Annotated in this window: 8 protein-coding genes; 5 read left to right on the forward strand and 3 right to left on the reverse strand. The window is 70.6% G+C overall.

The genetic code is table 11. The features are described from left to right. Window positions 1-2: 2 nt before the first annotated feature. The gene (locus tag AABA78_RS03250) at window positions 3-5714 is read right to left on the reverse strand and encodes an alpha-2-macroglobulin family protein (protein WP_338261565.1); all 5712 of its coding nucleotides are present in this window, start codon (window positions 5712-5714) and stop codon (window positions 3-5) included. Between the two features lie 423 nt (window positions 5715-6137). Between AABA78_RS03250 and AABA78_RS03255 the strand changes: the two genes are divergently transcribed. The 4 genes from AABA78_RS03255 (at window position 6138) to sthA (ending at window position 9572) form a co-directional block, all read left to right on the forward strand. After that, window positions 6138-6884, forward strand: a complete 747-nt coding sequence (locus AABA78_RS03255; protein WP_338261566.1) for an RNA methyltransferase — start codon at window positions 6138-6140, stop codon at window positions 6882-6884. Between the two features lie 103 nt (window positions 6885-6987). Further along, window positions 6988-7206 (forward strand): hypothetical protein, encoded by a 219-nt coding sequence (locus tag AABA78_RS03260; protein ID WP_338262368.1) that lies wholly within the window; start codon window positions 6988-6990, stop codon window positions 7204-7206. 44 nt (window positions 7207-7250) lie between these two features. Then, a complete protein-coding gene (locus AABA78_RS03265) occupies window positions 7251-8078 on the forward strand; it encodes a pseudouridine synthase (protein WP_338261567.1) in 828 nt (275 codons plus the stop codon). A gap of 90 nt (window positions 8079-8168) precedes the next feature. After that, entirely contained in the window at window positions 8169-9572 is a 1404-nt protein-coding gene (gene sthA, locus AABA78_RS03270) for a Si-specific NAD(P)(+) transhydrogenase (protein WP_338261568.1), read from the forward strand. 10 nt (window positions 9573-9582) lie between these two features. Here sthA and encD read toward each other — a convergent pair whose 3' ends face one another. Next, on the reverse strand, window positions 9583-9927 hold the full coding sequence (gene encD, locus AABA78_RS03275) for an encapsulin nanocompartment cargo ferric reductase EncD (RefSeq protein ID WP_338261569.1): 345 nt from the start codon (window positions 9925-9927) through the stop codon (window positions 9583-9585). 10 nt (window positions 9928-9937) lie between these two features. Then, the gene (locus AABA78_RS03280) at window positions 9938-10300 is read right to left on the reverse strand and encodes a nuclear transport factor 2 family protein (RefSeq protein ID WP_338261570.1); all 363 of its coding nucleotides are present in this window, start codon (window positions 10298-10300) and stop codon (window positions 9938-9940) included. A 156-nt stretch (window positions 10301-10456) separates the two neighbouring features. On the opposite strand from AABA78_RS03280, the gene fusA reads away from it, so the two are divergent. Next, on the forward strand, window positions 10457-12574 hold the full coding sequence (gene fusA / locus AABA78_RS03285; RefSeq protein ID WP_338261571.1) for an elongation factor G: 2118 nt from the start codon (window positions 10457-10459) through the stop codon (window positions 12572-12574). The last annotated feature ends 71 nt before the right edge of the window (window positions 12575-12645 follow it).

Below are 12645 nucleotides of genomic sequence, written 5' to 3' on the forward strand. Positions count from 1 at the left end.
GCCTAGAGCAGGTCGTCCTTCCAGGGACCCGCCACCTGCACCGTGCCCGCGGCTTCACGGGCCCAGACGGAGGAGTCGTACATCGCCTCGGCCTCCGCGGACGGCAGGGTGAAGCTGCCCGCCGTCACCGCACGCACCGCGTAGACGAGCTTCTTCGTCTCGCGGGCCTGCAGCGCGCCGAAGGCTTCCATCCGGTCATCGCGCACGTTCACGTAGTCCGCGGTCCACAGCGAATCCGCGTCCACCCAGTCCACGCTGCCCCCGCGCCCCAGCCGGGCGTTCTCAATCTCCCAGCCCGCCGGCAGCCGGTCCACCAGCGCGATGTTCTGCACGCGCTCGCCCGTGGTGTTGGTGACCTCCAGCTCCACGTAGATGAGGTCCGCCAGCTTCACCGGCTGGGCCTTGAGGTCCAGCGCGGTGCCGTCCAGCGAGCGCCAGGTGCGCTTGAGCGTCAGCCCCTGCCCGCCCACCTTCACCTCGGGCGTGGTGCGCACACCCTCGCTGTTGAGCAGGAGGTACACGCTGCCCGCGCCCTTGTCCTTGAGGTCCAGCGACACGCTGGCGCGCTCGCTGGCACGGGCCAGGGCCCACGTGCGGTCCGACACGCGCGCGTCCTTCTCCGCGACGGACGCCACCGCCTTGCCCGCCACCGTGAGCGTGGGCGGCGTGAAGGTCGTCGCGCTGCCCTGCAGCCGCTTGCCCAGGCCGGTGATGCCCCAGACCAGCTCCTGCGTCGTGTAGTACTCCGACGTGCGCGCCTCCAGCGCCGTCGCCACCATGCGCGCCAGGGGCTCCCCTTCCGGCGCGGTGCCGAAGAGGTCCTGGAAGGTGCTGAGCATCATCCCGCGCCGGCGCCGGTCCGAATAGAACGACCAGCCGTTGTGGCGCTCCTCGCGGAGCGAGGACACGTCCGGGTTGCGCAGCTCCTTCTCGTAGCGGCGGTCTCCGGACAGCCACAGCGCGGCCTTGAGCATGTACAGGTCCTCCTGGTCCTCGCCGCTGAGCGCCGCCTTCTTCGCCGCCGTCTCCAGCGCGCTCACCATCGCCTGCGCCCGCGCCTTGCGCCCCTTGCCCGCCACCGCGAGCACGTAGTGCATGTACGCCTCCGAGTGCTGGCCGTAGTGGTCGTCATTCACGCGCCCTTCCTTGCGCGTCAGCTCGTCGCCCATCCACGCGAGCGCGCTGTCCACCCGGTCCTCCGGCACCGGGTACTTCAGCTTGCGAGCGTCCAGCAGCATGTGCGTCGCGTACGCCGTGCCCCAGGCCAGGGGCTCCGTCTGGCCCGGCCAGTACGCGAAGCCACCGGAGGCCGTCTGCATGGACAGCACCCGGTTGATGCCCGCCTGCACCATGTCCTCCACCTTCGCCGTGGAGACCAGCGTCGGATCCACGCGCTCCACCAGCTGGCTCACGAACAGCAGCGGGCGCGTGGAGGACGTCGTCTGCTCGATGCAGCCATACGGGTAGCGCACCAGGTACGAGAGGTGCTGGAGCGACTTCGCGTAGGGGTTGTTGGTCACCCAGACGGTGGTGCGCTCCGTCGTGGGCACCCAGCCCTGGAGCAGCGCCTTCACGTCCGTGGTGCCCTGCGCCAGCTCCACCTGCTGGAGCTTCCGCTCCCGGGGGCCGGCCGGGGACAGCGGCACGTCCAGCTGCTCGCGCGACGTGTAGCCACCGCCCTCCACCGTCACCACCAGCCGGGCGGCGCCCACCGACTGCACCGCGCGGCCCTGGAACACGAAGGTGCGGGACTTGCCGTCCTCCACCCGCGCGCGGCCCTCGCTCTTGCCCTTGAGCTCCAGGGGCGAGCCCAGCGCCTCCGGCATCGCGAGCCCCGGCACCGCCAGCGCCTCCGAGGCCAGTGACACCTTCACGTCCTGCGCCTTGCCGGACAGGTTGGTGACGAAGACCGGAATCTGAATCTCGTCGTTCTGGGTGAGGAAGCGCGGCAGCGTCGTCTGGAGCACCAGCGGGTCGCGCACCAGCACCTGCGCGCTGGCCCGGCCGATGCGCTTGTTGCCCGCCGTCACCACCATCACCCGCACCGCGCCCCGGTACTGCGGCAGCTTGAAGGGCACGCGCAGCTTGCCGTTGGCGGGCACCTCCACGACGCCGCTCCACAGGGCCACGGGCTTCACCGGCTGCACGCGGCCCTCGGCGCCGCCCTCGTCACCGCCGGTGGAGCTGGAGTTGCCGCCGGGCGGCACCAGGAGCGCCCAGCCCACCGTCTCGAAGGTCTGGATGCCCAGCGCGCGCCGCGTGAAGATCTCCTTCAACGGATCCGGGCTCTGGAAACGCGTGAGGGAGAGGATGCCCTCGTCCACCACCGCGACGGTGGCGAAGGTGGGGCCCTCCACGCCCTCCACCGCGACGTCCACGGTGAGCGTGTCGTTGCTCCTGACCTCCTTGGGCACCGTCACCGTGACGGCCTGCGTGAAGTCCACCGGCTCCAGCGCGATGCTGCCCACGCCGAAGGCGCGGTCGGGCATGAACGCCTGGGCGGATTCCAGGTGCGGGTCCTTCACCAGGAACGCGCTCACGTACACGTTGGGCGCGTACTCCTTGGGCGTGAACTGCCAGGTGACCTCGCCGGGCTCCACCTGCTTCCACGCGGTGGTGAGCACGCGGTCGGTCTCCACCGTGAAGAGGACGCGGCCCCGGTAGGGCGCCTTCATCTTCACCGTCAGGGCCTCGCCCACCTTGCCCTTCGCGGGCAGCGCCAGCTCCAGCGCCGTGGGCTTCTGGGGCCGCGGCGTCTGGTCCACGCGCGAGCCCTCGCCCCACCAGTAGTAGCGGCCCTCGCCCTCGATGGAGAGGTCCGTCTGGGTGCTGCCCGCGCGAGCGCGCACGAGGTAGCCCGCGCCGTCACGGCCCGGCAGCACCGTGGCGGTGAAGCGGCCGTTCTCCACCTTCACCGTCGCCTCGCCCTCACGCTGCGGGCGCAGGTAGCGCTGGTAGCGCTCGTAGCCGGACTCCTCGTCGTAGTAGTAGCCGTAGTTCTCCTCGAGCAACTGGTACTCCAGCACCACCGTCTTCGGCGCCTTGCCGTCGGTGACGAGCTGGCCGTCCCAGTCCACCACCACGCCCGACACCGTGAAGGGCGTGGCCGCCTTCACCTTCTGCGTGTTGGCCTGCAGGCCCAGGTAGTAGGCCTCCGGGTGCACCGGCACGTTGGCCTCGCCGATGGTGGAGCGGCCGCTGCCGGACTCGAAGACGCTGGCCACCGCGGACAGCCGCGCGGCGCCCTTGATGGGACCCGACGCCGCCTGGGCAGGGCAGTTGAGGAGCGCCTGCCCCTTCGCGTCGAGCGTGCCCTTCACCTGCCCCAGCGTGACGGGCCGGGGCGCGCTGCCGTCCTGGCGCCAGATGCCGTAGGTGTACTGGGCGTTCTGCTTCGGCTTGAAGGGCACGGACTCCAGGCGGCACGTCATCTCCACCGGGCTGCCCTCCGCGGAGCCGCCGAAGAGGTACGCGGCCTCCACGCCCACGGGGATCTCCTTGCCCTGCACGTAGCCCGGCGCGGTGGTGCTGGCCGTCACCTTCATGCGCTCCGGGACGAACTCCTCCACGTTCACCGCGTAGGAGGCCACGTCGCGGTCCGCCACCTTGAGGCGCACCCAGTAGTGGCCCGTGTCCTGGAACGCCGCGAAGGCCTGGTCGAACGACACGAGGCCCGCCGCGTTCGTCTTCAGCGTCACCTTGCGGATCTCCCGCTCGTGCGGGTCGATGACGCGCACCTCCACCGGCATGCCCGCGGGCGGCGCCAGGTTGTCCTGGCCGCGCAGCACCGCGGCCACGTGCGCGGTGTCACCGGGGCGGTACACGCCGCGGTCGGACCAGACGGAGGCGCGGTAGGGCTGCTCGGCGCGGTACGGCTCGCCCTGCACGTCCGAGTTGGCGATCTCCGTCTTCAGCTCGTCGTACTTGAGGTACGTCAGCTCGTCGCCCTTGCGCGCCACCAGCGCGAACGGCGCGCTGTCGTCCACGCCGGGCGCGGGCACCTTGAGGTTGCAGCCCGCCTCGCCCTGCGTGGTGCAGCGGGCCACGGTCTGCCCGCTCTTCTTCACCAGCGACACCTCCACGCCGGACAGGGGCTCCGTGCTCTCCAGGCCCAGGGCCCAGACCCACACCTCGCCGGAGTCCGTGGAGCCCACGGCGGGACCGCCGCGCTTGGCCACGAGGCTCAGGTCGGTGAGCAGGATGCGGGCGGCGGCCTTGTAGTCGCCGCGCTCCGCCAGGATTTCGACCAGGCCGCGCGTGTTGGCGGGCACCAGCGACGCCACGTCGACGTACGTGGTGAGCAGCGAGTCCGGCGTCGACTTGAGCGGCACCGTCTTGCGCACCAGCACGTTGCTCGTCCGCTCGTCGGCGGTCTCCGAGTAGTCGCTGCCCATCCAGAAGACGAGGTTCTCCGGCGGCACGTTGCGCACCGTGAGCGTCACCTCCTCCACGTTGAGGTGCTGCAGGGGCAGGTTGCGCCACGCGCTGCGCGGCAGGTAGCGGCCGTTGGCGTTGAAGCGCACCTGGGCCTGGCGCGCGGGGACGGAGAAGCCGCGGGACCATGCGCCCATGAGCGTGCCGCCGCCCACGGACAGCGTGCCCTCCGCGATGGAGAGCGTGTGCGGGCCGCGCTTGAAGTCACCGAAGATGCGGAAGCCGCGCCGCGACGGGGCCACGGTGAACTTCACCTTCGGCTTGAAGCGGATGGCGTCCAGCGCCACCGCGTCGTTGAGCGAGCAGCCCTTGTTGTCGTCGTCGTAGTAGTACGAATCCCACTGCTCGTCGGTGGGGCTCGCCGGGGCGTCCGACTCCACGTCACGGCAGCTCACCTCGAAGAAGTAGCCGTTGGTCCCCTCCTGGAGGTTCACGTAGGTGATGTCCATGCGCTTGCCGCCGTTGAGCGGGACGCTGGCCGTGGCCGCGGGCGCCTGAACGGTGGAGGCGCCCCCCGCGGCCGTCAGTCCCTCGCGCAGGGAGAACTGCAGCGTCGCGCCGGGCTTGAGCTTCGGATGGGTGAGCACCACGGAGAGGGAGTTGCGCGTGTCCGCGCGGGTGCTCCACTTCACGTCGCTGATGGCGGTGTCGCCCACGCGGAAGCTGGTGCGGGAGCGCACGGCGGCCAGGTCCACCGGACCGGAGAAGTCCACGTTCGCCTCCACGCGGCCCTTCGGCAGGTCCATGCGCGTGGGGTAGAGCTGGGCGAACTTGAAGGCGTAGGTCGTGAAGTTGTAGCGCCACTCCCGCGCCGACGGCGGCTTCACGACGCCCGCGTCGGTGTTCACCGCGTCCACGGACACGGTGTACGTCGTGCCGGCCGCGAAGCCCGTCGACGGCGTGAAGAGCAGCGACGAGGGGCCCGTCCACCGCAGGCTGCCCCCGACCTCCGGCGACACCGTGACGACGCTGCCGTCGACGCTCTCGTAGCGCGGGCGCACCGGCAGCGCGAACTCGATGACGACGCCCGTGGGCAGGGCGTTCTCGCTGGCCAGCTCGTGGATGACGGGCGTGAGCTTCGAGGCCTGCTCCGGCGCGGGCGTGGACGGGGACGGCGTGCTGGCCGCGGGCGTCGCGGTGGACGCGGGGGTGGCGGGCGGCGTCTTCGCGGGTTCCTGCTTGCAGCCGGCGACGAGCGCGCCCACGAGCAACGCCGGCAGCAGCCAGCGGGCACGGGGTGCGCGCGCGGCTTTCGGCGGGACAGCGGACTGCGGGGACATGTTTCCTCCAGGGGGTGGCGGCGGAACCGATTTCATGCCGCGTGCCGTGCGTGGGACGCCTCGGAGGCGCACGGAAAGTGCGGCCCGGCGACCACGTGCCGGCGCTCCCCCCTGCGCGTCCGCGGGCCCACAGGGTGTCCGGGCAGCCACACTCGCGGGTGGCCTCCGGACGCGCACGGGACGCGGGATTTCGCCGCGCAGACTGGAGGCGAGACGGCTCGGCGGTCAACTGGGGCCCTTGTCGCGACACGGAGCCCCCATCCTCGGAACGCCAAGGGTGTCCCCCTCCCGCCCGGTGCGGTCCCAACTGGTCCGACTGTCGGACCAGTTCAGGCCTGGCGCCGCCGCCAGGGGGACCCCACCGTTCTCACCTTCTCATCCAGGTGGACAGGACGCGTGCCCGAGGGCTTAGGGTGCGCGGCCATGGTGCTGCCCGTCCGATTCGTCCTCATGCGCCCGCGCAACGCGGAGAACCTGGGCGCCGCCGCCCGCGCCCTGAAGAACTGCGGCCTGTCCGACTGGGCCTGGGTGACGCCGGAGGTGGAGGACCTGGGCCCGGCCCACCGGCTGGCGGTGCACGCGGAGGACGTGCTGGGTGGGGTGAAGCGCCCGGACACGCTGGACGCGGCGGTGTCCGACTGCGTCTGGGTGGTGGGGACCAGCTCCCGCAAGGTGGAGGGCAAGCGCCGGCTGTCGCCCCGGGCCGTGGGCGAGGAGCTGGTGGCGCGGGCGAAGCAGGGGCCGGTGGCGCTCGTCTTCGGGGACGAGCGCAGCGGGCTGACCAACGCGGAGGTGGAGCGCTGCCATGATTTGTCCGCGGTGCCCACCGCGCCGGAGCAGCCCTCCATCAACCTGGCGCAGGCGGTGCTGCTCTACGCCTACGAGGTCCGCATGGCCCATCTCGCGGACACCGCGCCGCCACCGGGCCCCCTGCCCCTGGCCGCCACGGACGCGGAGCTGGCCCGCGTGGAGGCCACGCTGGAGGCGCTGCTGAGCACGGGGGGCTTCCTCGTGGACGCGCAGCCCGGGCGCACGGCGGTGAGGGACCTGGTCGCGCCCCTGCGTCGCTCGCGGCTCACGCGCAATGAGGCCCGGCTCTGGCTGGCCGCGCTGCACACCGTGCGCAAGCACTTCCCCCAGGAGGGCGGGCCTCCCAGGGACGACACCTGAGCAGGCAGGGGAACGCCCCTCCCCCGCGCGGCGGGATGCCCACGCGTCGCTACCTTTCCCGGAACCACCGGCCCCGTTTGGGAAGGAGCACCGCGTGAACCACATGCCCTATGAGTCGATGATCGTGGGAGGCACCGAGCCCGGTCCTGGCCGGCAGGCGCCGCCCCACGAGGACGCGCTGGAGGAGCCCGGCCGCACGCCCGAGACGGCCGAGGACGGCGGGCTGGAGGAGGAACCCCACCGCATGGCGAACGGCGACGAGCCAGGCAGGACGCCGGGCTCCGCCGAGGGCGAGGACCCGGACGAACCGGTCCGGCGCTAACTCCCAGCACGCCGCCGCCCGAGCGCGGCTATGGTGCCGCGCCCATGCCTCGCAAGCCCGAACGGCCCCCCAAGTCCCCGCCCCGCCCCAACCGCTGGGAGGGCAAGGAGAAGCCGGACTGGCTCTCCCGCGCGCTCGCCCGCGCGGGCGCCATGCCCCAGGACGAGGCGGAGGCCGCCATCAAGGCGGGCCGCGTGAGCGTCAACGGCCGCGTGGCGACCACGCCCCTCACCCCCGTGCCGCCCGATGCCGTCATCAAGGTGGACGGGCTGCCGGTGCGCAAGGTGGCGCCCACGCACGCGCTGGCCTTCCACAAGCCCGCGGGGGTGCTGACCTCCACCGCGCGCCAGCACCGCACGGGCACGGTGTTCGAACTCCTGCTGCCCCAGCTGCCCCTGGAGCTGAACCGCTTCACCTGGCACGCAGTGGGCCGGCTGGACGTGGACACCACGGGCCTCTTGCTCTTCACCAACGACGACAAGCTGGTGGCCCACTGCACGTCCCCGGAGACGAACCTCCCCAAGCGCTACGTGGCCACGGTGTTCAGCGTCGCGGACGACGCGAAGGTGGAGCCCCTGCGCCAGGGGATGACTCTGGATGACGGCCCCGCCCGCCCCGCCGTGGTGCGCGTGCGCGACGAGCACACGGTGGAGGTGACGCTCACCGAAGGCCGCCACCACCAGGTGAAGCGCATGCTGGGCGCCGTGGGGCTGCCCGCCCGCGCGCTCCACCGGGAGGCGGTGGGCGACATCACCCTGGCCGACATCCCCGAGGGCGGCTTCCGGCTCCTCACCGACGCGGAGGTCCGCGAGAAGCTGCACTACACCGGCCGTGCTCCCGCGGGCCCTGTCAGCGAGTCCGAGGACGCCTGAGCGCCAGACCCGCGTGCAAGGCGCGAGGAACGCGGCCGGGGCGGTGACTTCCCGGTGCCCTGCTCCCCACGGTGGGGTTAGGGTGGGCCCATGGCGGACTTCGACCTGGTGGTCATCGGCTCTGGCCCCGCGGGAGAATGGGGCGCGGTACAGGCCTCGCTCGCGGGCAAGCGGGTGGCGGTGGTGGAGCGGGAGCCGGTGCTCGGCGGCACCGCGGCCAACACCGGCACCCTTCCCTCCAAGACGCTGCGCGAGACGGCGCTGCACCTGTCCGGCTTCAAGGCGCGCGGTCTCTACAGCGTGGACGCGACGCTGCGCCACGAAGCCACCGTCTCCGACTTCCTCTTCCGCGAGCGCCGCGTGAAGCAGATGGAGCGCGAGCGCATCCACAAGAACCTCCAGCGCCACGGCGTGACCGTGTTCCAGGGCTCCGGCGCCTTCCAGGACGCGCACACCGTCGTCGTGAAGCGCGACGGCGCGGAGGTCGCGAAGCTCTCCGCCGGCACCGTCCTCATCGCCACCGGCTCCACGCCGTACCGCCCGCCGCTGTACCCCTTCGGGGACCCGCGCGTGCACGACTCGGATGAGATTTTGGACATCACCACCCTGCCCCGCACGCTGGTGGTGGTGGGCGGCGGCGTCATCGGCTGCGAGTACGCGTGCATGTTCGCCGCGCTCGGCATCCCGGTGACGCTGGTGGAGGTGAAGAACGACCTGCTGTCCTTCCTGGACGCGGAGATCAACCAGCTGCTGCGCGACTGCATGGAGGCGCTGGGCGTGCGGCTGCGCCTGGGCCAGGTGGTGGAGTCCGCGCACGTCCCGGAGTCGCACGAGGAGCCCATCCGCCTGAAGCTGTCCACCGGCGAGGTGCTGGAGGCGGACCAGGTGCTGGTCGCCTCCGGCCGCACGTCCAACACCGCGGGCCTGGGCATCGAGGCGCTGGGCATCAAGCAGGGCAAGCGCGGGCAGATTGAAGTGGGGCTCGCGTACCAGACGGCCGTGCCGCACATCTACGCGGTGGGGGACGTCATCGGCTTCCCCGCGCTGGCCTCCACGTCCATGGAGCAGGCCCGCATCGCCGTGGAGCACGCGTTCGGCCCGGGCAAGCGCACGCTCACGCCCATCCTGCCCTACGGCATCTACACCATCCCGGAGGTGTCCATGGCCGGCGACACGGAGGAGTCCCTGCGCTCGCGCAGCATCCCCTACGTCGTCGGCCGGGCCACCTTCGACACCAACCCGCGCGGGCAGATCATCGGCGAGCGGCAGGGCATGCTGAAGCTGCTCTTCCACCGCGACGACCTGAAGCTGCTGGGCGTGCACGTGCTGGGTGAGCAGGCCTCGGAGCTGGTGCACGTGGGGCTCACCGCGCTGCTCACCGGCGCCACCGCGCAGCTCTTCGTGGAGACCTGCTTCAACTACCCGACGCTGTCGGAGGCCTACAAGGCCGCCACCTACGACGCGCTGGATCAGGTCCGCGTCAGCAGCGCCTAGGGCCCCCGCGCTAGCGCGAGTCCTTGAGGCTGCCCACGGTGAGGCCCGACTCCAGCCGGGCCACCCGGTTCACCCCGTCCCCGGACACCCGGGCCAGCGGGGGCGCGGCGGCGGGCGCCGCGGCCTTCGAGGCCGACGGCTTGGGGGCGGTCCCCGTGGAGGCGCCGCCCCGTCCCGGGGCGCCCTGGAGCAGCGAGCGGATGCGCTCCCAGCGGACCTTCTCCTCCGCCATCAGCCCCACCAGCTCCTCGCGGGCGGACGCGTCCGGCAGGCTCGAGGCGGCCGCCGCCACCTTGTCCATGAAGGGCAGCAGGTATCCGAAGTCCCGGTCGAAGCTGTTGGGAGGGTTCGCCATGGCGGGCACCTTAGCCGTGGTAGACGCGCGACGCGACGATGCGCCCGCCCTTCACCTCCAGCACCTCCGCCACCGGCAGGGGGGCCTCGTTGGGCGCGTGGCGCAGGTACTCCATGAACACCCGGTCCTCGTCCGCCGTGAGGGCCGTCTCCTCGTAGCGCAGGCCCGGCAGCCGGGCGATGGCATCCCTCCACCACCGCTCCAGGGCCGGCCGGCCCACCAGGCGCCCACCCGTCTCCGGGTGCAGGACGCGAATCTTGGGCGAGGTGTGTGTTGCATCCTCCGCGTACAGGGCAACCAGCGCGGTGACGTCGTGGGCGTTGAAGGCCTTGAGCCATGCCCGGGCCAGGGAGAAGTTTTCGCTCGCGCTCATTGTTATGAGACCTCAGTCGGAACAGGGCGGTGCAACGTAGGCGGATGTACGCCCAACGTCATGCGGATTTGTCTGGTAACTGGGTCCTGTGGGAAGTAAGGGCCCCGCCTGCTCTGTTCCCTCAGGCAATTTTTTCAATCGAAGAAGGACCGGATCGTGGCCTCCAACGTACCCATCGAGAAGATTCGTAACATCGGTATCTCCGCCCACATCGACTCGGGCAAGACGACGCTGTCCGAGCGCATCCTGTTCTACACGGGCAAGATCCACGAGATCCACGAGGTCCGCGGCAAGGACGGCGTGGGCGCGGTCATGGACTCGATGGACTTGGAGCGTGAGAAGGGCATCACCATCCAGTCCGCCGCCACGTACGCGATGTGGGGCGACTACAACATCAACCTCATCGACACCCCGGGACACGTGGACTTCACCATCGAGGTGGAGCGTGCGCTCCGCGTGCTCGATGGCGCCATCCTGGTGCTCTGCTCCGTGTCGGGCGTGCAGTCGCAGTCCATCACGGTGGACCGCCAGATGAAGCGCTACAAGGTTCCGCGCATCGCGTTCATCAACAAGATGGACCGCTCTGGCGCGAACTACGATCGCGTCGCCGCGCAGCTGAAGGAGAAGCTGGGCCACCACGCGGTGAAGCTCCAGTACCCCATCGGCGCCGAGGACCGCTTCCAGGGCCTCATCGACCTGCTGTCGATGAAGGCGTTCTACTTCGACGGCGAGAACGGCGAGAACATCCGTGAGGAGGCCATTCCGGCGGACATGCTGGACGAGGCCAAGCTGCGCCGTGACGAGATGATCGAGGGCATCGCCAACGTCGACGACGAGTTGGGCGAGGCCTTCCTCATGGACCCGGCCTCCATCACCGAGGCGCAGCTCCGCGCCGCCGTGCGCCGCGCCACCATCGCGCTGAAGATGACGCCGGTGATGTGCGGCTCCGCGTACAAGAACAAGGGCGTGCAGCTGCTCCTGAACGCGGTGTGCAGCTACCTGCCGAACCCCAAGGAAGCGACCAACGAGGCCCTCGACCAGAAGAACAACGAGGCCAAGGTCATCCTGGAGTCGGATCCGGCCAAGCCCTTCGTGGGCCTTGCGTTCAAGCTGGAAGACGGCCGCTACGGCCAGCTCACCTACATGCGCATCTACCAGGGCAAGGTGAGCAAGGGTGACTTCATCATCAACCAGGTGAACCAGAAGAAGGTCAAGGTTCCGCGCATCGTCCGCATGCACGCGTCGGAAATGCACGACGTCAACGACGCCACGGCCGGCGACATCGTCGCGCTGTTCGGCATCGAGTGCGCCTCCGGCGACACGTTCACCGACGGCACCGTGAACTACACGATGACGTCCATGTTCGTGCCGGACGCGGTGATCTCGCTGGCGGTGACGCCGAAGAACCGCGACACGCTGGCGAACTTCTCCAAGGCGCTCAACCGCTTCCACAAGGAAGACCCCACCTTCCGCGTGCGCCGTGACGAAGAGTCCGCGCAGACCATCATCAGCGGCATGGGCGAGCTCCACCTGGAGATCTACATCGAGCGCATGAAGCGCGAGTACAACTGCGAGGTGGTCGCCGGTAAGCCGCAGGTGGCGTACCGCGAGACCATCTCCCAGAAGGGCGAGTTCGCCTACACGCACAAGAAGCAGACCGGTGGTTCCGGTCAGTTCGCGCGCGTGTGCGGCTACGTGGAGCCCCTGCCCTCGGACGCCGTGCAGCAGTACGAGTTCGTGGACGACATCGTCGGTGGCTCCATCCCGCGCGAGTTCATCCCCGCGTGCGACAAGGGCTTCCAGGAGGCCGTGAAGAAGGGCAGCCTCATCGGCTTCCCCGTGGTGGGCCTGCGCGTGGTCATCAACGACGGCGCGTTCCACGCGGTGGACTCGTCCGAAATGGCGTTCAAGACGGCCGCCATCATGGGCTTCCGTGAAGGCTACGCCGCCGCCAAGCCGGTCATCCTCGAGCCGATCATGAAGGTCGAAGTCACGGCTCCGGAAGACTTCCAGGGTTCCGTCGTCGGCCAGCTGAACCAGCGCCGCGGCACCATCCTGGAGACGGGCACCGCCGAGGGCTACGTCACGGCCGTGGCGGAAGTGCCGCTGAACACGATGTTCGGCTACTCCACCGACCTGCGCTCCGCCACCCAGGGCAAGGGCGAGTTCACGATGGAGTTCGCCAAGTACATGCCGGTCCCCCGCAACGAGGCGGAGGCCCTGATGGCGCAGTACAAGGAGAAGCAGGCCGCGGAGCAGGCCGCCCGCAAGTAGTCCGGGTGTCCCAGACGCCGCTCTGGCAGTAGGAAGGGCGCTCCCCGCTTCAATGGGGGGCGCCCTTTCGC

The organism is Corallococcus caeni, assembly GCF_036245865.1.
GTDB lineage: Bacteria > Myxococcota > Myxococcia > Myxococcales > Myxococcaceae > Corallococcus > Corallococcus caeni.

Bases quoted from the DNA above. Each gene is read 5' to 3' on its own strand.
- encD (WP_338261569.1), bottom strand. From the start codon at position 9,927: ATGGCGAACCCTCCCAACAGCTTCGACCGGGACTTCGGATACCTGCTG.
- AABA78_RS03280 (WP_338261570.1), bottom strand. From the start codon at position 10,300: ATGAGCGCGAGCGAAAACTTCTCCCTGGCCCGGGCATGGCTCAAGGCC.
- AABA78_RS03265 (WP_338261567.1), top strand. From the start codon at position 7,251: ATGCCTCGCAAGCCCGAACGGCCCCCCAAGTCCCCGCCCCGCCCCAAC.
- AABA78_RS03260 (WP_338262368.1), top strand. From the start codon at position 6,988: ATGCCCTATGAGTCGATGATCGTGGGAGGCACCGAGCCCGGTCCTGGC.
- AABA78_RS03250 (WP_338261565.1), bottom strand. From the start codon at position 5,714: ATGTCCCCGCAGTCCGCTGTCCCGCCGAAAGCCGCGCGCGCACCCCGT.
- sthA (WP_338261568.1), top strand. From the start codon at position 8,169: ATGGCGGACTTCGACCTGGTGGTCATCGGCTCTGGCCCCGCGGGAGAA.
- AABA78_RS03255 (WP_338261566.1), top strand. From the start codon at position 6,138: ATGGTGCTGCCCGTCCGATTCGTCCTCATGCGCCCGCGCAACGCGGAG.